At 52.6% G+C, this 19,298-nt stretch carries 18 protein-coding genes; 8 read left to right on the forward strand and 10 right to left on the reverse strand.

Annotation, left to right across the window (positions count from 1 at the left end; all coding sequences use genetic code 11):
* Positions 1 to 66: 66 nt before the first annotated feature.
* On the reverse strand, positions 67 to 327 hold the full coding sequence (locus P0078_RS22900) for a DUF3081 family protein (RefSeq protein ID WP_282932177.1): 261 nt from the start codon (positions 325 to 327) through the stop codon (positions 67 to 69).
* Between the two features lie 71 nt (positions 328 to 398).
* Here P0078_RS22900 and P0078_RS22905 point away from each other — a divergent pair, with 71 nt between their 5' ends.
* Positions 399 to 863, forward strand: a complete 465-nt coding sequence (locus P0078_RS22905) for a DUF3429 domain-containing protein (RefSeq protein WP_282932178.1) — start codon at positions 399 to 401, stop codon at positions 861 to 863.
* Positions 864 to 916: 53 nt separating this feature from the next.
* Positions 917 to 1,582, forward strand: coding sequence for a malonic semialdehyde reductase (locus P0078_RS22910; protein WP_282932179.1), 666 nt, complete (start codon positions 917 to 919; stop codon positions 1,580 to 1,582).
* Between the two features lie 160 nt (positions 1,583 to 1,742).
* On the opposite strand, the gene P0078_RS22915 is transcribed toward P0078_RS22910, so the two are convergent.
* Entirely contained in the window at positions 1,743 to 2,198 is a 456-nt protein-coding gene (locus P0078_RS22915; protein ID WP_282932180.1) for a DUF2269 domain-containing protein, read from the reverse strand.
* Between the two features lie 129 nt (positions 2,199 to 2,327).
* Here P0078_RS22915 and P0078_RS22920 point away from each other — a divergent pair, with 129 nt between their 5' ends.
* A complete protein-coding gene (locus P0078_RS22920) occupies positions 2,328 to 2,798 on the forward strand; it encodes a YpsA SLOG family protein (protein WP_282932181.1) in 471 nt (156 codons plus the stop codon).
* A 2-nt stretch (positions 2,799 to 2,800) separates the two neighbouring features.
* Here P0078_RS22920 and adiC read toward each other — a convergent pair whose 3' ends face one another.
* The 6 genes from adiC to P0078_RS22950 form a co-directional block, all read right to left on the reverse strand.
* Positions 2,801 to 4,294 (reverse strand): arginine/agmatine antiporter, encoded by a 1,494-nt coding sequence (gene adiC / locus P0078_RS22925; protein ID WP_353057091.1) that lies wholly within the window; start codon positions 4,292 to 4,294, stop codon positions 2,801 to 2,803.
* Positions 4,291 to 6,594 carry an Orn/Lys/Arg family decarboxylase gene (locus P0078_RS22930; RefSeq protein ID WP_282932182.1) on the reverse strand — a complete coding sequence of 768 codons (2,304 nt, stop codon included), beginning with the start codon at positions 6,592 to 6,594 and terminating at the stop codon, positions 4,291 to 4,293. The genes adiC and P0078_RS22930 overlap by 4 nt, the downstream gene beginning before the upstream one ends.
* 41 nt (positions 6,595 to 6,635) lie before the next feature.
* A complete protein-coding gene (locus tag P0078_RS22935; RefSeq protein ID WP_282932183.1) occupies positions 6,636 to 8,348 on the reverse strand; it encodes a thiamine pyrophosphate-dependent enzyme in 1,713 nt (570 codons plus the stop codon).
* A 25-nt stretch (positions 8,349 to 8,373) separates the two neighbouring features.
* Positions 8,374 to 10,056: an FMN-binding glutamate synthase family protein gene (locus tag P0078_RS22940; RefSeq protein ID WP_282932184.1), complete on the reverse strand. Its 1,683-nt coding sequence runs from the start codon at positions 10,054 to 10,056 to the stop codon at positions 8,374 to 8,376.
* Between the two features lie 98 nt (positions 10,057 to 10,154).
* Positions 10,155 to 10,745, reverse strand: coding sequence for a saccharopine dehydrogenase family protein (locus P0078_RS22945; RefSeq protein WP_282932185.1), 591 nt, complete (start codon positions 10,743 to 10,745; stop codon positions 10,155 to 10,157).
* The gene (locus P0078_RS22950) at positions 10,691 to 11,314 is read right to left on the reverse strand and encodes a saccharopine dehydrogenase NADP-binding domain-containing protein (RefSeq protein ID WP_282932186.1); all 624 of its coding nucleotides are present in this window, start codon (positions 11,312 to 11,314) and stop codon (positions 10,691 to 10,693) included. Before P0078_RS22950 ends, P0078_RS22945 begins: the two co-directional genes overlap by 55 nt.
* Positions 11,315 to 11,523: 209 nt before the next feature.
* On the opposite strand from P0078_RS22950, the gene P0078_RS22955 reads away from it, so the two are divergent.
* The 3 genes from P0078_RS22955 to P0078_RS22965 are packed head-to-tail and all read left to right on the forward strand — an operon-like array spanning position 11,524 to position 14,629.
* A complete protein-coding gene (locus P0078_RS22955; protein WP_282932187.1) occupies positions 11,524 to 12,828 on the forward strand; it encodes a condensation domain-containing protein in 1,305 nt (434 codons plus the stop codon).
* A gap of 52 nt (positions 12,829 to 12,880) precedes the next feature.
* Positions 12,881 to 13,663 carry a glycosyltransferase gene (locus P0078_RS22960; protein ID WP_282932188.1) on the forward strand — a complete coding sequence of 261 codons (783 nt, stop codon included), beginning with the start codon at positions 12,881 to 12,883 and terminating at the stop codon, positions 13,661 to 13,663.
* Between the two features lie 24 nt (positions 13,664 to 13,687).
* On the forward strand, positions 13,688 to 14,629 hold the full coding sequence (locus P0078_RS22965; RefSeq protein WP_282932189.1) for an NAD-dependent epimerase/dehydratase family protein: 942 nt from the start codon (positions 13,688 to 13,690) through the stop codon (positions 14,627 to 14,629).
* Here the strand turns inward: P0078_RS22965 and P0078_RS22970 are convergent.
* Together P0078_RS22970 and P0078_RS22975 are read right to left on the reverse strand one after the other, a co-directional pair.
* Complete coding sequence (locus tag P0078_RS22970; RefSeq protein WP_282932190.1) at positions 14,626 to 15,351, reverse strand: UDP-2,3-diacylglucosamine diphosphatase; 726 nt, start codon at positions 15,349 to 15,351, stop codon at positions 14,626 to 14,628. The genes P0078_RS22965 and P0078_RS22970 overlap by 4 nt on opposite strands.
* 35 nt (positions 15,352 to 15,386) lie before the next feature.
* Positions 15,387 to 15,896: a peptidylprolyl isomerase gene (locus tag P0078_RS22975; protein ID WP_108733726.1), complete on the reverse strand. Its 510-nt coding sequence runs from the start codon at positions 15,894 to 15,896 to the stop codon at positions 15,387 to 15,389.
* A 213-nt stretch (positions 15,897 to 16,109) separates the two neighbouring features.
* Here P0078_RS22975 and P0078_RS22980 point away from each other — a divergent pair, with 213 nt between their 5' ends.
* The gene (locus P0078_RS22980) at positions 16,110 to 17,783 is read left to right on the forward strand and encodes a glutamine--tRNA ligase/YqeY domain fusion protein (RefSeq protein ID WP_282932191.1); all 1,674 of its coding nucleotides are present in this window, start codon (positions 16,110 to 16,112) and stop codon (positions 17,781 to 17,783) included.
* 87 nt (positions 17,784 to 17,870) lie between these two features.
* Positions 17,871 to 19,247 carry a cysteine--tRNA ligase gene (gene cysS, locus P0078_RS22985; protein ID WP_282932192.1) on the forward strand — a complete coding sequence of 459 codons (1,377 nt, stop codon included), beginning with the start codon at positions 17,871 to 17,873 and terminating at the stop codon, positions 19,245 to 19,247.
* The last annotated feature ends 51 nt before the right edge of the window (positions 19,248 to 19,298 follow it).

Below are 19,298 nucleotides of genomic sequence, written 5' to 3' on the forward strand. Positions count from 1 at the left end.
ATTCTAATGAGTACCGAAGGGCACTCTTAAAGTGGTGTCATTTTGGTGCTCGTAGATTCCTTTCTTTTATTCTGAATCAAGCTTTTTCAGCAGCCGGATAAATTCTTCAAGTTCTTTGTTACTGGTGGAGTCTACAGAAAATTTATTGTGAAAAAATATGGTGAGTTTTACTTTGGGGGAGTTGATGAACACTGTATAGCCGTCATAGTCAGTACTGACGGCCAGCCCCTGGTAATGCCATTCATTGCCTTCTTTGAGTCCCTTCTTTGTCGCTTTATCAAATACCCGCAGCGCTTGTTTAACGTCAATCTTCTGTTCGGCATCCATTGCTGCTCGCCCTTGCCGCTAAGCTTGTTGCTTTGAGATGAAACTGTCTCTGACTTGGAAGCTTAGACGACATGGACACTGACAGCCATAATTACCCTAAAGTAGATACCCGGTTTTTTGACTGGTTAGCTTATTTTGGTCTGATTCCATTTGTCGTTGGAATCTTTATGCAGTGGCTGGGGTTATCGATTTTGGGGGTGACTCCGCGCCTGCTGTTCACGACCTATAGCGCTGTGATACTCAGCTTTCTTTGTGGTGTCTGGTGGGGTGCTGCACTTAATCGGGTGGGGCACCCGCACCGGCTGATGTTGGCGCTGCTTAGCAATCTGGTGACGCTATTGGGTTGGGGAGCGTTGCTGATGTTTCGCACTTCCTGGGCGCTTCCAGTGCTGCTGCTCGCTTTTGGCTTTGTTGCCTGGGCTGAGGCTAAGTTGAACCCTAACTTGCCGGGGCGAGACCAGTATTTCCGCACCCGCAGTATTGTGACTTACTTGGTGATGTTCTGCCATCTGTTTATGATCCTGCTAATCCTTTGAAATGGCATGCGCAAACTAAACTGTTACCAGAGAAGTCATTTGGGGTAGCTTTTATGCAACCGGTTTCCTCTGGAGTGCTCGATCAGTTGTTTAACGAGGCTCGAACCCATAGTTACTGGCAGGACAGGCCTGTTTCGGAAGCGGTTTTGAAGCGGCTATACGATCTGGTCAGGTTTGGGCCCACTAGCGCCAACTGTTGCCCCATGCGATTGGTTTTTGTCGTAAGCAAGGAGGCCAAGGAGCGACTTAAACCGGCCCTCAATGAAGGAAATATCAAAAAAACAATGCAAGCCCCGGTGACTGCAATTGTTGCCTACGATATGCATTTTTATGAGAACCTACCGAGACTTTATCCTCAGACCCCTGCACGGGAATGGTTTGCCGACAATCCGGAATATGCTGAGGTAACGGCATTTCGTAATAGTTCCCTTCAGGGGGGTACTTTATTTTGGCTGCGCGGGCACTGGGGCTTGATTGCGGACCTATGTCGGGATTTGATAATGCGCTGGTCGATGAGGAGTTCTTCAGTAAAAGGTGTTCAGCGCCAGCATTTTTACCTGAGCACTTTCCTGACTGCGTTATTAAATCTAACTTCCTGTGCAACCTGGGGTATGGAGAAACTGAAAAGCTGCATCCGCGTAATCCCCGATTGGATTTTGATGAGGCATGTAGGACGTTGTAAGTTGATGGGGTCAGTGTATTCCACACTTGTTGAATAATTTAAATGTCGATTGGTAAAGTTAATGTGTGGTTTGATTATTTTTAAATAATCTCATCAATTAACCTACCTGAGAGAATTTTTTATTGAGGGATTGTCTTTATCTTTAAGGTACAAGCTAAAAAAGTTGCTCATAGTTGATTTTAATATTGCCATCCAATTTACAGTGGAGGTTTGGATACCATTAGATAGACAATAATAATGGTCATGGGAAATGCGATAGCCCCGAGCAGGCACCAAGCCATCATTAGCTTGCGCATTTTATCTAGATTACCGTCTTCTTTGGCATGTTTACGCAGCTGGTACTGAAGGTAAACGACCGGCAGCCACAACAAGAACACGGTTGCGCTGAGACCGGCGGCCAATTGCAGCCAGGCCTGTAGCATCCAGCTAGGATTGATCAGCAGCATACCCACCGCGCTGCCAAATAGACCAATTACCGCTGATCCCGTAAATATCCAGTCTGCCCGTACCGTTTCCCGGCTGACCCACTGCATGACTTGGGCATTTCCGGACAGCCAGCCCCTCAGGGTGTACCAAGCGATGCCGGTCCCTGTGCCGAGAACGACTATGGCGCAGAGGATATGCAGTGTTTTCAGTATTAGATAGTAATTCACAGTGCTGCCGGTCAGACTAAAGTTGGAGATAAATTAGTGGCTGCGACCGTTAATTTCAATGTCAATTATCGCTGGCTTGATGTCTGCTAGCTCAAGCTAGTAAGACGATGAACGATATGGGGGAGAAAAGTGATCTTCCGACCGGAGAAAATTATCAGTGGTGGTCAGACGGGGGCGGATACCGGAGGCCTGCTGGCGGGGCAGCGCCTGGGAATTGCCACCGGTGGCACAGCACCACAGGGTTACTGGACTGAGATCGGTGATCGGCCTGATTTTCTGAAAGGACTTGGGCTGATTGAAAACACGTCCCCGGACCTGGAAGAGCGTACTCGTGAGAATATCCGCAACTCCGATGCCACGGTTATCTTCACAACCAATCCCGGTAGTGATGGCACCCTGTTTACTATTGAGTTCTGCCAGGTATTGGGGAAACCACACTTGGTAGTCAATCCGACTGATGCCGATCGAGTACAACTGGTGCGCGACTTCATCCTCAAGAACCGTCCGCAGACGCTCAATGTGGCGGGTAACCGTGAATCCAACTCCCAAGGGATTACTGAAATTACCGCGGAAACCATCGAGAGGGCGCTAACCCGCTGAGTCTAGGGTTCAATGTGCCTCTCAAGATGATGACCCGAGGGGTTGGGTGCGCGCAGGCGCAATTCCAAGTCCGGGTATTGCCCTACGGAAAACCAGAAGAACAGGCACAGGGCAGCAATTGTGGCAAAGAGAGTGAAGTAGTGAACCCAGGCTGGTTCTGGCCCACCGGGTAGAAAGTGCTTTTCTTCAACGCTGCGACGGCGATTTAAAATTAGTGCATAAAAAATGACTGTCGCAATCACAAAGATCAGGGACCAGCGGGTTTGTTGCCCGTCAGATCCCACCAGGGCCACAAGGCAGTACACCGCTGCAATCAGCAAAATCACAGTAAACAGTCCGTACTGCTGAGGCGGCATTTTGCCGTAGGCCAAAACCCGCAAAGCTACCGCTGAATAGATATAGGGCATCAGCGTCATAATCACAGCGACAGAGGCAATTTTGCCAAACTGCTGGCTGGCCGTTGGCGATATGGTGGTAAGTATCAATACAGACATCAACACGGCTACTAGAGTCAATCCGCCGGTAGGCACGCCTTTGTTATTGGTGCGGGCAAATAGTGCTGCAAACAGGCCATCATCTGCCGCCGCCTTGGCAGACTGCCCCACCAACAGTATCCAGCCGCCCAATGAACCGATACAGCCAATAGCGGCGCACAGGGTTACGACATTGGCCGCAGTATTTCCCAGTGCCAGGCGAGCAGCATCGGCAAAGGGAGCGGAGGAGCTAATTAATTCCTGGTTCGGCAGCATCCCCATAATGACCGATGAGCTGAGTACATAGGCAATAGAAGCCAGGATAACTCCCCCAACCGTTGCGATTGGGACGTTCTTGGTGGGGTCTTTTACCACTGCGGCGGATACAGAGGCGGTTTCCACCCCAATAAAGGCCCAGAGCGTGAAGGTCAGGCTGGCCATAATAGCACTGGGGTCGCTTTTGCCTGAGACATTCCAGCTGCTGGTAAAGTTTTGCTGGTCGAACCAGAACCAGCCAAAAATAGCGGTGCCGAGGATTGGAAGCAAAACCAGGCCGGTGGTGAGGGATTGGATGCGACCGACGGTGCGCGGGCCCAGTACATTGGCGTAAGTTAGCAGCCAGACCATGGCAACCTGGGCCATGGCAAAAGTCAGTGGGTCTTTTAACGGTGGAAAAAAATGGGTCAGATAGCCCAGGCCTGCAGTAATCAGCGCAACATTACCGATTACATTGGCCAGCCAGTAAACCAGATTGGTTTGGTAGCCAATGTAATCGCCAAAAGCGCGGCGGGCATAGGCATAGGGGCCGCCGGCTGCGGGATAGATAGCGGCGAGCTTGGCAAATACCAGTGCCAGGGAGATAGCGCCGACGATGGTTATCAACCAGCCGATCAAAGAGATACTGCCGACTGCAGCGAGATTGGCGGGGAGCATAAAAACCCCGGAGCCCATCATATTGCCTGCAACCATCAGGGTTGCGGGGACCAGGCCTATTTTATGCTCCTCTTTGATAGGCGAGCCTATGGCGAGTCTCCCCGCAGGGCGTAAATATGATAGTGGCCGTCCTGCACCTCTACTCCGTGGTTATCGTGGGTAAAGCCTGGAAATTGCTGGTCGAAGGCTTCCAGAGTTCTCAAGTAAATCAATGCCGGACTATCTTCATCGCCAAAATTTTCGCCGGGCATTAGCAGAGGAATACCTGGAGGGTAGGGTACAACGCCCGTGGCAGCCGTACGTCCCGGTAACTTGCTTAGCGGAAGCATTTCCACATCGCCGCGAACCAGGGTTTCATAAGCTTGTACCGGACTGCAGTCAGCTCTAGGTAAGGCTGAAAATCCTGCAGACATTTGCACTGTGGTTTGCAATTTTTTCATGGAAGCAAACATATTGTCTGCAAGGTCGCGCAGCCCGATATTGCGATAGGCTGGGGACTTTTTTATAAGGTTTGGCAGGCATTCACTTAAGGGCCGGTTGGCATCGAAGTCGCGCTTAAAGGCCAGTAAAGCATTGATTAGAGTGCCCCACTTACCCTTGGTAATACCGATAGAAAACAGGAACAAAATCGTAAAATCGGTAGTTTTCTCCACGATAATGCCGAGGTTGTCCAGGTATTTACTGACGATGTTGGCAGGTATTCCAGATGCAGACAGTTTGCCATCAGGGTTTATCCCCGGGGTGGTAATCGATACTTTAATCGGGTCCAACATGCAGTAATCTGGCTCAATATCACCAAATCCATGCCATGACTCGCCGGGGCCTAATAACCAGCAGCTGGGCTCATGACACAGGAGTTCTGCTGGGGCGCTGTGAAAGGCGTAGTTGTGCCCGTTACTGGGGTCGGTGACATGCTCGGGCTGCCAACCTCCGAAGAACCATTCTTCTTTATCGCGATACTCCTGTTGCAAACGGGCCAATACTTGTCGGAACGCTACGGCCTCAGCAATTGACTCCTCTGTTAATGCTTTTCCACCCGGTCCATCCATCATTGCTGCGCTCACATCATTGGAGGCCATGATGGAATAAAGTGGGGAGGTTGAGGCATGCATCATGAATGCTTCATTAAAGCGCCCATGCTCAATGGGTTTACGCCCATCGCGAATGTGAATCATCGATGCCTGGGACAATGCGGCGAGTAACTTATGTGTTGACTGAGTGGCAAATTTGCTCGGGCCATTTTTCGTGTCGGTTTCTCCCAAATCGTACATTGCGAAGCGATCTCGATAGATAGGATTAAATCGAGCGTATGAGTACCAGGCTTCGTCAAAGTGCAGGCGATCAACGGACTCGCCGAGAAGTTCTTCCACTCTGCGCACGTTGTAACAGAGACCGTCGTAGGTGGAATTAGTAATGACTGCGTGAACGGCACGGGAGTTTTTGGCGTGCTTGGACAACGGGTTTTGCCGAATAGCATTGGCAACAGAGCTGGCCGTCAACTGTTGGGGAGGGACAGGGCCTATGAGGCCGTAGTTGTTGCGTAGGGGAATCAGGTAGGTTGGAACTGCACCTGACATGGTGATCGCGTGTTCGACGGATTTATGGCAGTTTCGATCGCACAGAGCCAATTGCCCCCGGGTAACCGATGCCATCAATATCACTCTATTGGATGTCGAAGAGCCATTGGTTACATAGTAAGTGCGATCCGCACCAAATACTTTTGCTGCATATTGCTCTCCCTTGGCAATGGGGCCCGAGTGATCCAAAAGCGATCCCAACTCTGTTACAGAAACAGAGAGGTCCGAGCGCAACATATTTTCCCCAAAGAAATCGTAAAAAGCGCGACCCGCAGGGGATTTGAGAAAAGCTGTTCCCCCAGTATGGCCGGGTGTGTGCCACGAATATTCATGGACCCGGGCAAAGTGGGTCAGGGCGCGAAACATGGGGGGAAGAATGGCGTGGCGGTATCTTTCAATCGCACTCTGGATGCGACCGCCGATAAAGGTCGGAGTATCTTCCAGCATCCAGATAAAATCGTTGGCTAATTCCAGGGCCCGTCGCGGCATGTTGCTGACAGTCTGCTGATCTGCCAGAAGGAATACCGGCATTTGGGGATTGCGGGCGCGAAGTTCTTCCAATACAACCAGCGTGGGGCATTTCGCTTCACCGGGCAGGGTCCAATTAATCAGCAGGCATTGGATTGCGGTGTTAGTGCTCAGTATGGCGCAGGCATCACTACCGCTGGTGGTTGTTATTACGTCAATTTTTCGCTCTGATAACTCTGCCTGTAGCCTCATGGCGGCGCGGCCGGGAGCGCTGTTGTCGTCGACTTCACTGCTGGCGATCAGGGCCAGCATGCTGTTATGGCGTTGCTGTCCGAAATGATGCATGAGTGCCGCACAAACCTTTTGTTGTGGCCTGCTAAAAAGTCTCAGCGCAGGAAATTGTCTCGCAAAAGATCTACCACCTCATCGGCGCGGCCGTTGAGTATTGCCTTAAGTCCGAACAGTGCGGTGGAGGTGACTTGCTGCGCCGTAACTTCTGGTGGCATCACCAGTTCCACGCGGTTGGTCGGTACGCTGAGTAGCGCCGGTCCGTCAGTGGCGAGCCAGCGCTTCATGCTGTCCTCAAGCTGATCCGCACTCTCGATACTGGCACCACTGATGCCACAAGCTTCGGCAACGCGGCCGAAGTCCGGGTTATGTAAGTCGGTATAGCTGTCGAGTAGTCCTTCAATGCGCTGCTCCATCTCTACGAAGCCGAGGGAGTGATTGTTAAATACCAGGACTTTTAATGGGATTTTTTCTTGCACCAGTGTCAGCAGGTCCCCCATTAACATGGTCATACCACCGTCGCCGCACATAGCGATGACCTGGCGCCCGGGATAGGCTTTGGCCATGCCAAGCGCCTGGGGGTAGGCGTTGGCCATGGTGCCGTGGGAAAGGCTGGTAAGAAATGAGCGTTTGCCGTTGGCAGTGAGATCGCGGAGCATCCAAACCATACAGGCGCCGCCATCGGCGGTAAACACGGCATCCTCATCGGCCAGCTTGTTGAGCGTCTGAGCGACAAATTGAGGGTGAATCAGGCTGGGGTCTTTCTCTTTGCCGCGGCTTTTCATCTCTTCCCGATCTTTTTTGTATCGTTCGAGAAGGTCATTAAGGAAGGTACTGTCGGTGCGGGCCTTTAATCGGGGCAAGAGGGCTTCAATGGTTGGACCCACATGCCCAACCAGGCCCATATCCACAGGAGCGCGTCGCCCCAGGTGCGGCGCTTCCGCATCAATTTGAATAATGGTGGCTTTTTCTGGGTAGAACTGGGTGTAGGCAAAATCGGTACCCAGGCATAGTAACAGGTCACAAGTCTCCATGGCCCGGTAGCCTGCGGGATTGCCGAGAATCCCGGTCATGCCCACATGGCAGGGGTTGTCGTATTCGAGAAACTCTTTCGACTTGGTGGTGTGGGCAATAGGAGCGGCCAGGTGTTGTCCCAATTTTATTACTTCATCGTGAGCGTGACGGCAGCCGATACCGCCGTAAATAGTGATATTTTTTGCGGCGTTGATTTTCTTTGCCAGGGCGTCGAGTTCAGAGTCAGACGGACGCGCTAGCCATTCAGGGCGATGTACTGACCAGGGCAGACTGTCTTTGCTCTTCTCCTTGAACAAGTCGCCGCTGATTTGCACCACCGCGACTCCACCGCGAGTAAGCGCAGTTTGTGCAGCCTGCACAATCATTCGACGGGCTTGCTCCGGGTGGGTCATGGTTTCACAGAAGACCGAACACTGTTCGTAGAGCTTTTGCTGGTCCACTTCCTGTGGATAGCCGAACCCCTGTTCCGCACGGTCAATGCGGGAGGCAATCAGTACCACCGGGGCGCCATTGCGATGGCTTTCAAATATGCCGTTGATAAAGTGCAGGCTGCCGGGCCCGGCAGTTCCGGCGCAGACGCTCAGCTCACCGGTAAGGTAAGACTCACCCCCAGCGGCGAAAGCGCCCACTTCCTCATGGCGCACATGTATCCACTCCAAATCGGAAGTGCGCACCGCTGATGTGAAGTGATTGATGGTATCGCCGACAATGCCGTAACACCGTTTGGCGCCGGCCTTGACCAGTGTATCGACAATAATTTCTGAAACGGTCTGCATAGCAGTCTCCACAGATTGGGTGGGGCTAGCGGTTAATAGCGCGGCGGATTGACGCGTACTTGCCTTCTTCGAGCTTGATCGCAGGCTGAAAACTGTCTGCCTGTGCGGCCAGCCACCAGTGCCAGTAGGGCGTATCTTCTGGTGCGTCGATTAGGGAGTTGGTGTCGAGAAAATGCCAGATACGGTCTATCGGCCTGGATTCAGCGCCATTAATTCGGTGAACCAGGTGGTAGGGTTTCAGGTCCCGGGGATCGGTAAGTCCTGCACCGGCCACTATATCCCCCAGAGCTTCGAGAGTTTTTGCCTGGAAAGCAGCCGCCCTTTTACTCTGCACATCCACCACCAGCCCGCGCTGGCGCCGAGGATCCTGGGTGGTAACACCAGTTGGGCAGGTATCCGTATGGCAGCGCTGGGACTGGATGCAGCCCACGGAAAACATAAATGCCCGCGCCGCATTGCACCAGTCAGCGCCAATGGCCAGGCACTGTGCCAGGCCGGACGCGGAATAAACCTTGCCGCTGGCGGCCAGCTTCACCTTATCTTTCAGGCCCGCCCCCACCAGGGCATTGCGCACGATAATCAACCCTTCCAGTAGCGGCATGCCCACGTGGTTGGACAGCTCCAATGGTGCTGCGCCGGTGCCGCCTTCGGCGCCGTCCACAACAATAAAGTCCACCAGTTTCCCGGTCTCGTGCATGGCCTTCATAATGGCCATCACTTCGTAGATATGCCCTACGCAGAGTTTTATGCCTACCGGTTTGCCGCCGGAGAGTTCGCGCATTTGCTCGGCGAATTCAAGCATTTCAATGGGGGTGGAGAACATGGAGTGCGCGCGAGGGGAGACGCAGTTCTGCCCGGGTGTAACCTTGCGGGTGGAAGCGATCTCCTGGGTAACTTTGGCGCCGGGTAAAACCCCACCGTGCCCGGGTTTGGCGCCTTGGCTCAATTTAATTTCCGTCATTTTGACCTGATCGTTGCAGGCCTCGCGGAATAGATCCGGGTTAAAGCTGCCGTCATCGTTGCGCGCACCGAAATAACCGGTACCTAATTCCCACACTAGGTCGCCGCCATGCTTGCGGTGATAGGGGCTGATACCTCCCTCACCGGTATCGTGATAGAAGCCGCCAATTGAGGCTCCCTTATTCAAGGCTTCTACTGCGGCGGCGGATAGAGCGCCAAAGCTCATGGCAGAGATATTTAACAGGGCGGCGGAGTAGGGCTGCTTGCAGCGGCCCGTGCCCACTTCAGTACGACAGGAAGTGTCTGCATTTTTTTCGGGCTTCACCGAGTGAGTGAGCCAGGTATATTCCTCACTCTGCACATCCTTTTCAGTGCCGAACGGATGCATATCGGAAAAACCTTCAGAGCGGGCATACACCAGTCGTCGGGCTTCAATGCTGTAAGGGCGTCCCTCCTCATCACCCTCGACCATATAGGCGCGGAAATAGGGACGCAGATTCAGGAATATCCAGCGAATGCGGCCGGCAACCGGGAAGTTCCGCGTGATGCTCCAGTGGGGTTGGAGCATATCGTAGATTCCCAGTAGTACCAGTGAAACGCTAATCAGTAGAGCCACCAGCCACCAGGCGCTGTCTGTAAACGTGAGCACCAAGAAGAATGGGGTCAGGATAAGAGCGGTAATGGGGATAATTGCGCGCTTTATACCATTCCGGCCGGAATAGGCGCACCAAGGGTTGGAGCTACTCATAAAATCAGGTTCAGCATCGTTACATAAAGTTCCGATACTGAACCTAGATCATTTGTAAGGGTTCTGCCTTGATAAGGCCAACTAAAGGGCTTTTTCCCCTAGCTCGCCGCCAACGCAGGCAGTGAATTTTGCTCTGCAGGTAAAAACTCGATGGCAGTGACGATCGAGTAATCCTTCAGTTCATCCAGGATTTCATCCAGCTTCAATAGTTGCCAGCAGGCGCGCGCGCCACTGTCTGAAATTTCACCGCGAAGGAATTTTCTCGCCAAGGCCACTGCGGGTGCTGCAGGAATCCAGACACCATCGCCATCCATTCCAAGTATTTGCCACTGCCTACCAGTTGTCCTACCGTCAGCATCTTCACCCAGTGCGCGGACAATCATGCCGCCGTGAGAGCTGCCACCAGGCCAGCGGGCACTCAATTTATGGGCAATTTGTGCGATGCGGGAACTTGTGGCGGGCAAATTTAGGCGCGAGAGTTGGGCGCATAAAGACAGGCCGGCCTGGAGAATCAGGGGCTCTGTCCCCGTGGAAAATAGTGCTGTGTTTAAATCTGGCAGGTATCTTGGGCACAATTCCAGGTCGGGAACCTCAAAATCGCACAGCCAACGTTTTCCCACTGGATGGGCAAGAGTTACCGAGCGCAGGTGATTGCCGGCAAATGATTCTCTCCAGCGCCCATCCCGCAATTGGGGAAGCTCTCCCCCAGCGCTTCAAAGCCAGAGCGCACGGTGGCGAGGCCGCGCTCTACTTTGTGTGCCGGAGCAATTGCCGCCTGCACGGAGCGAATGACCGGCAGTTCTTTCTGGATCTCAGCTATGGCTGCTGAGCTGAGGCCGGGCAGGCTGCTGGCACCGGATACCATGGCGATACCGGCGGCCTCGGCGGCTGGGGAGAGACGGTGAAAATCACATACAAAGCGGCGCGCATCTGAAATATCGATGTAGGGTGTGCGGGCTTCAATGCAGGCTTTGGCCACCCGGTAATCAGTTTCTCTCTGGTAGGGGCCGGCACAATGGATGATTAAATCCAAATGCAGGGCCTTCAATTGTGCGGCGAGGTTAATGGAGTCCCGTTCCAGTCGTAACCCCTCGGCGAGACCGCCGAGTGATTGGGCGCAACGGTCGGCCAGCGATTTGTTATGGCCGGCAATGATCAGTTGGATGTTGGGCTCCGTATTCAGCATTTGCGCGATGCGTGCGCCAAAATTGCCGTAGCCGCCGAGAATCAATACGCGTTTATTCAGGTTATTGATCACCTGGATGGAACTCCTGCCCCTTGTAGTCTGAAGAGATCATGCATTGTGCCGGCGACCTAAAGCAAGAGAATATTGATTGTGATCATAGTGAAGCGCCATTGCATCCCGCTGTTTTGTATATTCTAAAAGTAACGTGCCCGTGGGACTTGCGTATTTTTACTAGATTTAACCGTAATCTTTTGTCGGGCAAATGATTTTCGGAGACCGCCATGGCCGGTTGGAGTTTATCGACGCAGGTTCCTTTGTCGATCACTGAGCAGCGTATTTATGACTTGCATCACCGTAAGGATCTGGTCGACCTGATCACCCGTGCCATGGTGGTCAAGGGAGACCTGGATGTTGAGTTGTTCAAAAAGTCTATCTCAGAGGTAGTAAATACCTATCCGATTTTTCGTTGCCGCTATAGCGGAGAGCCCGCTGTTCGCTCTTTTGTCGATATCGAACTGGACTATTTGGATATTCGCCATTTGAGTGAAGCGCATGTTGCGAGTTTTTTGCGCCAATTTGGCAGTTCGCCAATTAATTTGGAAAGAGACCAATTATTGGGCCTTAGTCTTCTCCGAACTGGCGAAGATGAATATATCTTTTTAACCAAGTGCCACCACATTATTACCGATGGAATTAGCTTGTCACTTCTTTGGTCCGAAGCACTGTCTCACTATTTGAGTGGGGAAGTGGGGAAGGACTACCAACCTCGTGTGGAAACTACTGACTTTGCAGATTATGTAAATTTTGAACAAGCCTACCTGCTGTCGGCACGTGGACAGAAGGCGCGGGACTATTGGCAAGATCGACTGCAAATCCAAGAGGAAAAAATAAAGCAGCTACCCCAGTCTGAAGAGACTTCGGTTCTTTGCAGTGAAGCAGTCTGTAGTCTGGGCGAAGGGGAAATTGAGAGGGTGATGGCGTTGGCTAGCTCGGAGAATGTCAGCCTCTTTGCTTATTTGGCGGCGGCCTTTCAGCAAGTGCTATGTGAGTTTCTACCACACACTTTTTGGATGAGTGGGAATTTATCTCTTCGGTTGAAGAAGGAGCATCGGGAAGTGTTCGGCCCTATGTGTCGATATGTGAACCTGATGGTTTGTCGTGATGAGCCCTGGCATGAAAAGCTTGCGCGCCTGTCTACGGAGATAAAATATGCAATGCGCACGGTTTATGCTGCTGAGTCCATCGGTCCGCATGGCCGGATTGGCCATCACCTTGATGCATCCCATTGCTATTTGGTGACCTTTCTACAAACGGAGGAGCACAGGGAAGGTTTTTTTGCTGTCTACACCGGCGAGACTTCAGATTGGGCAAGGTTGAATGATCACTTGAAGATCCGGATTGCCCCCCTGGCGACGCGCTTGACGCCATATGGCATCTATTTATCTATCACCGTCTTTGGGAAACAGTTGCGCTCGAGCTTTATCTACAATGAGAACTGCTTTGAGGAAAAACAAGTAGAAGCAATCGTAAGCCGCTGGTGTGACAGATTATTGTGCGGGCCTGAAGATGTACTTCCTCAGCTGTAAATAATGCTGCAAAGGGATTGTTGAGCCAATTGTTATGTCAAGATGTGCCTTCGTGACTTTGGTTAATAGTCGGGATTATGTAATTGGTGCGATGGCACTAAAACGTTCATTAGATCAGGTGGCCAGTGCTCATCCGCTGGTTTGTATGGTGCCCGCAAATAGTTGTGATGTTTCGCCATTGGAAGCATCGGGTTGTTTGATCAAAGAAGTCTTCCCTCCCCATTTTTCTGATGAATTTGTCAGTCGCCATAAACGTGAAGCGCTGCACCGGCGCGCGCCCTTTGATAAGGGCAATAAACCAGCCTTTCACGACCCACTAAATAACTTTTGCAAATTGGCACTGTGGCAATTGACCCAATTCGATAAGCTTGTTTTCCTGGATGCGGACACCCTGGTATTGCGCAATATTGACCACTTGATGAATTATCCGGAATTTTGTGCAGCGCCCAATCTTTACGAAGACTTGGATGGATTTCATCGTATGAATTCGGGATTGTTTACTGCGGTACCGAGTGAAGCGACCTACCAAAAAATGCTTGAGCAACTGGATCGACCAGGGGTTTTCTGGCGGCGCACAGACCAGACATTTTTGCAGTCCTTTTTTCCTCGTTGGCACGGCCTGCCTTATATCTATAACGCCTTGCAATACCTCTACCTCAATTTACCGCAGCTGTGGCAGTGGGACAGTATTCATGTCATTCACTACCAATATGAAAAACCCTGGCAAAAACAGCACTCAAAAGTTGAAAAGCTCAAGCCCCTGATCGACTTGTGGTGGGCGGTTTACGAAGGGCGAGATATCGCCGTTGATCTGGATGAGTTAGCCCGTGCTTAGAAAATAAAATCGAGAGAGGGAATTGTGAGAATAGGGATAACTGGTGCGAGTGGCTATGTGGGGCAATTTCTAGTCAGGCATTTTTTACGGCAGGGCTATGAAGTGCGAGTATTACTGCGCAGGGAGGAAAGTGCAGCTCTTTTTCGCAGTATTGCTTCACCCAGATTGGCGTGCAGTGTCGGGGATATTACTTCTGATACAACACAACAGACATTCGTCAGCAATCTGGATGTGGTGGTGCATGCAGCTTTCGAGCATCTTCCCGGTCGCTATCGAAATGGAGAAGGGGATGATCTCGAGGGTTTTTTACATGTAAATCTCAGTCAAACCTTGGCATTAATCCGATTCGCCTATGCAGCAAAGGTAAAAAAATTTGTGTTTATTTCCAGTCGTGCCGTTTATGCCACTGGAGAGTTGAGCGGCTCTTTACGCGAGGAGCAGGTTGTTCAGCCGGATACTTTCTACGGCGGCTATAAAGCGGCTGTGGAAGCCATGCTGTCTGCTTGGGCGTATCAGCGTGGCTGGCATGCGGTTTCATTGCGCTTAACTGGAGTTTACGGGCTGGTGAGTCCACTAAGTCGCAGCAAGTGGTATGACATCGCTCGAGCCGTGATATCTGGGGAAGCCTATTTAAATTCCCGGCTTTCAACGGAAGTGCACGGAGAAGATGTGGCGCGGGCGGTAGAGCTTTTACTGGAGCACGAGGATGCCCGGGGGCGGGCTGTAAACTGTAGTGATTGCCTGGTTAGCAGTCGCGAGTTGGTGAAGATTCTAAGATCGATATCCGGACAACAGGGACCGCTACCTCCCCAGCCACAAGTGAAACCGCCGGCAGTGATGGATTGCGCTTATTTACAGGGGAAAGGTTTTCAATTTGGGGGTGTGCAGCGTTTGCGGGAGACGCTTGAGGAATTGGTAGAGGCTGTGCAGCAACAGCAGAGCCTCATCCAAAACGCCGGCTCCTAGCCGATCGGCCAGTGAATCAACTCCAGTGAGTCGTTGTCCGCTTTCAGGCACCAAGCATTCTTATCCCAGTCTCCCAGCACAATACGCTCCGCCTGTTCACCGTTGATTGTCAACCCGTGGCGGGCGGGCCGGTGAGTGTGGCCGTGAATCAGTCGATGCACATTGTGCTCGAGCATCACCCGCTCCACTTCTTCCTGGGTTACATCCATGATGTCTTCCGCCTTGCGGCTGTTCATACTCTTGGACGCGGAACGAATCTGTGCGGCAATGGCGCGACGTTCTTCTAGAGTCTTGGCCAATAATTCCTGTTGCCACTTGGGGTCCCGGGCCTGGCGGCGGAACGCCATATACTCTTTGTCGAGGGTGCAAAGGCTGTCGCCGTGCATAAGCAGCACGCGCTCATTACCGAGGGATAACGCAGTTGGGTCCTGAAGTAAAGTGGCTCCCGCGCGCTGGGCGAAGTCGCTACCCAGCAGGAAATCCCGATTGCCGTGCATCAGGTACAACTCTACGCCGGTACCGCTATAGCGACTTAACTCGCCTATTACTTCGCGGGCCAGCGGGGCATCGTCGTCGTCGCCAACCCACGCCTCAAAAAAGTCGCCGAGAATATATAGCGCCTCAGCACCGGCAGCTCGCCCGTGCAGAAAATCAAAAAACGCCCGGGTAATATCCGGGCGTTTTTCGTCGAGGTGCAAGTCAGAAATAAAATAAGTAGACAATGTCCCCGCCTTAGAGTCGGTACTGACCCGTGGAATTACTTATCGGCGTAGGCGTCAGAGATGCTGATACCGGTGATTTCGATAGTCTCCAGGGGTACGTCCTGGTGGAAGCCTTTGCTGCCGGTTTTAACGTCTTTGATTTTGTTGACCACGTCCATGCCGTCGACAACCTTACCAAATACACAGTAACCCCAGCCCTGAGAGTCTTCGCTGCGGAAGTTCAGGAAATCGTTGTCCTTAACATTGATAAAGAACTGGGAGCTGGCGGAATGCGGATCCATGGTGCGGGCCATGGCCAGGGTGCCAGTGTCGTTCTTCAAGCCATTGTTGGCTTCGTTTTCGATGGAATCGCGGGTTTCCTTCTGCTGCATGTCTGGAGTCATGCCGCCACCTTGGATCATAAAGTTGTTGATCACCCGGTGGAAGACAGTGCCGGTATAGAAATCGTCACGGCAGTACTGCAAAAAGTTGGCAGCAGTCTTGGGTGCCTTTTCGAAATCCAATTCGATGGCTATATCTCCATGGGTTGTGTGAAGGGTGATCATAAAATGTCCTATGAGGGTTGATTTGGGGCGGCATGATACCTTGTAGTCTGTAGCTGTAAAATGCTGTGTCGGAATATCTGTGTCAATTGCACAAAAATCAAACGCTTGCAGTGAATTTCTATGAAAAGCGTTCCTTCAAATTCGATATTCTGTCTCTCAAGTAGGTTATAATTCGCCGTTTACGTTCGCACAGCTGTAAATTAAGAGAATCCTATGACATCCGAGAGCAAGCCAGCTCACTTTTTACAGAACCTTATCCGTGAAGATCTGACTGAGGGCCGGGTTACGCAGATCGCGACCCGCTTCCCGCCGGAGCCCAACGGCTACCTGCATATCGGCCACGCCAAGTCCATCTGTCTGAATTTTGGTCTGGCGCAGGAATTCGGTGGCACCTGTAATTTACGCTTTGACGACACCAACCCAGCCAAGGAAGAGGAAGAGTTTGTCGATGCGATTAAGCGCGATGTCTCCTGGCTCGGTTTTGAGTGGAATGGCGAGGCCAAATATTCCTCGGATAATTTTGATCAATTGTACGAGTGGGCGCTGCACCTGATTAAAGATGGCAAAGCCTATGTCTGCGACCTGTCCGCAGAAGAAGCTCGCCACTATCGTGGCACGCTGAAAGAGCCGGGCAAGAACAGCCCTTTCCGGGATCGGTCCGTCGAGGAAAACCTGGCGCTGTTTGAAAAGATGCGCAACGGTGAAATGGAAGAGGGCCAGTGCAGCTTGCGCGCCAAGATCGATATGGCCGCACCGAATATCAACCTGCGTGACCCGATCATCTACCGCATCAAAAAGATGGCTCACCACCAGACCGGTGATAAGTGGTGCATTTACCCCAGCTACGATTTCGCTCACGGACAGTGCGATGCGATTGAGGGTATCAGCCACTCCATCTGTACCCTGGAGTTTGAAGATCACAAGCCCCTGTACGACTGGCTGATCGAGAACCTGCCGGTGCCTTCGCGCCCGCGTCAGTACGAATTTGCACGCCTGCACCTCAACTACACCGTGGTGTCCAAGCGCAAGCTCAAGCAACTGGTAGACGAAGGCCATGTAGACGGCTGGGATGACCCCCGGATGCCGACCCTGTCCGGTATGCGCCGTCGCGGCTTTACCCCGGCTTCCATTCGCAACTTCTGCGAGATGATCGGTGTAACCCGCTCCGACTCAGTTGTCGATGTGGGTATGCTGGAATACAGCATTCGCGACGATCTGGATAAAAATGCACCGCGCGCCATGTGTGTGATGGAGCCGTTGAAGGTCACCCTGAAAAATTACCCGGAAGGCCAGGAAGAGATGCTGTCAGCACCCGGCCACCCGGTGCGCGATGATCTGCCGGCCCGTGAACTTCCTTTTGGTCGCACTCTCTATATTGAGAAAGAAGATTTCCGCGAAGAGGCCAACAAGAAGTACAAGCGTCTGGTGCTGGGCAAAAAAGTTCGCCTGCGCAACGCCTATGTGATCTTTGCTGAAGAAGTCGTGAAGAACGATGCCGGTGAAATTGTTGAGGTGATCTGTTCAGTTGATCTGGACACCCTGGGCAAAGACCCGGCCGACGGCGTTAAGCCAAAGGGCGTTATTCACTGGGTATCTGCGGACAACAATGTCGATTGCGAAGTGCGTCTATACGATCGCCTGTTCAATGATGCGGCGCCGGATGCCGGCGGCAAGAACTTCCTCGACTGCGTAAACCCGGACAACCTGCAAATCCTAAAAGGCTGTAAGGCGGAAATCGGCCTGGCCAAAGCGGAGCCGGAGCAGGGCTACCAGTTCGAGCGCAACGGCTACTTCTGTCGCGACAGCAAGTACGGCAGCGCGGAAGCGCCGGTGTTTAACCGCACTATTGGTCTGCGCGACAGCTGGGCCAAAGAGCAAAACAAATAGCAAAGCGGAGGGCTGCCCGAGCGGCAGTTTTCGCGGCTGGGTCAATGACTGGCCCAGCCACACAGCAAAAAGAATTCGAGAGAAAAGATGTCTCTACAAGTCTACAACACGTTTTCCGGGAAGAAAGAACCCTTCGTACCATTGGTGGAAGATCAGGTGCGCATGTATGTGTGTGGCCCCACCGTGTACAACCGCGTGCATATTGGCAATGCCCGCCCTGTGGTGGTGTTCGACACCCTGTACCGGATACTGAAAAGAAATTTCAGCGATGTGATTTACGCGCGCAATATCACCGATATTGAAGACAAAATCATGAAGACCGCGCGGGATAACGGCGAGGAAATCGGCGTGCTGTCAGCGCGCTATGCCCAGGCTTACTACGAGGATATGGCCGCGCTCAATAACTTGGAGCCGGATATTGTCCCCTACGCCACCCAGCACTTGCCGGAAATGATCGCGATGATCGAAAGCCTGCTGGATAAAGGTCACGCCTACGCCGCCGAAGGCCATGTGCTGTTCGCCGTGGAATCCATGCAGGAGTACGGTCAGCTGTCCAAGCGCTCCCTCGACGATATGCTCGCCGGTGCGCGGGTGGAAGTAGCGCCTTACAAAAAGTACGCCGGCGACTTCGTACTGTGGAAGCCATCTGCCGATGACGAGCCCGGCTGGGACAGCCCCTGGGGCCGTGGGCGCCCGGGTTGGCACTTGGAGTGTTCGGCCATGATCAAGAAGCACCTGGGTGACACTATCGATATCCATGGCGGCGGTCGCGACCTGACCTTCCCCCACCACGAAAACGAGCGCGCCCAGAGCTGCTGCGCCAATGGTGTGGATTTTGTGCGCTACTGGATGCACAACGGCTACGTGAATATCAATGGCGAAAAGATGTCCAAATCCCTGGGCAACTTCCGCATGGTCAAAGACCTGCTGAGCCAATACCCCGGTGAAGTGCTGCGTTTCGCACTGCTATCTGCCCACTACCGCTCAGAACTGAATTTCAGTGCTGATTTGCTGGATCAGGCATGGCGCACCCTGGATACTCTCTATGGCGCACTGCGTGAAACGGAAGCGGTTGAGGCTGAAGCGGCAGATCTTAATGGCACCGCCTTTATCAAGGCGTTGGAAGACGATCTGAATACGCCGATCGCCATCAGCGAATTGCACCAGATCGCCCGCGACCTGAACAAAGCCGATGAGGTGGATAAAGCACGCCTGAAAGGCTTGCTACTGGCCGCTGCAGATATGCTGGGCATTCTCCAGCAAGACCCGGAAGCCTGGTTCAAACAGGCCCGTGGTGGCGATGAAGGTATTTCTGCCGAAGAAGTTGAAGCACTGATCGAAGAGCGCGCACAAAGCAAGAAGAACCGTGACTTTGCCCGCGCCGATGAGATTCGCGAAGAGTTAAAATCCAAAGGTGTGGTGCTTGAGGATAGCCGCGAAGGGACCAAGTGGCGCCGCGAATAGCGCGGTCCCACCCCGAGACACGGATAGACTTGAGACACCGATAGATTTTCC

It is taken from the genome of Microbulbifer sp. VAAF005 (genome assembly GCF_030012985.1).
Classification (GTDB): Bacteria; Pseudomonadota; Gammaproteobacteria; order Pseudomonadales; family Cellvibrionaceae; genus Microbulbifer.

Excerpts from the sequence above, each read along its gene's own strand:
- P0078_RS22905 (WP_282932178.1), top strand. The coding sequence starts at position 399 with ATGGACACTGACAGCCATAATTACCCTAAAGTAGATACCCGGTTTTTT.
- P0078_RS22930 (WP_282932182.1), bottom strand. The coding sequence starts at position 6,594 with ATGCATCATTTCGGACAGCAACGCCATAACAGCATGCTGGCCCTGATC.
- cysS (WP_282932192.1), top strand. The coding sequence starts at position 17,871 with ATGTCTCTACAAGTCTACAACACGTTTTCCGGGAAGAAAGAACCCTTC.
- P0078_RS22910 (WP_282932179.1), top strand. The coding sequence starts at position 917 with ATGCAACCGGTTTCCTCTGGAGTGCTCGATCAGTTGTTTAACGAGGCT.
- P0078_RS22980 (WP_282932191.1), top strand. The coding sequence starts at position 16,110 with ATGACATCCGAGAGCAAGCCAGCTCACTTTTTACAGAACCTTATCCGT.
- P0078_RS22935 (WP_282932183.1), bottom strand. The coding sequence starts at position 8,348 with ATGCAGACCGTTTCAGAAATTATTGTCGATACACTGGTCAAGGCCGGC.
- P0078_RS22940 (WP_282932184.1), bottom strand. The coding sequence starts at position 10,056 with ATGAGTAGCTCCAACCCTTGGTGCGCCTATTCCGGCCGGAATGGTATA.
- P0078_RS22955 (WP_282932187.1), top strand. The coding sequence starts at position 11,524 with ATGGCCGGTTGGAGTTTATCGACGCAGGTTCCTTTGTCGATCACTGAG.
- P0078_RS22975 (WP_108733726.1), bottom strand. The coding sequence starts at position 15,896 with ATGATCACCCTTCACACAACCCATGGAGATATAGCCATCGAATTGGAT.
- P0078_RS22900 (WP_282932177.1), bottom strand. The coding sequence starts at position 327 with ATGGATGCCGAACAGAAGATTGACGTTAAACAAGCGCTGCGGGTATTT.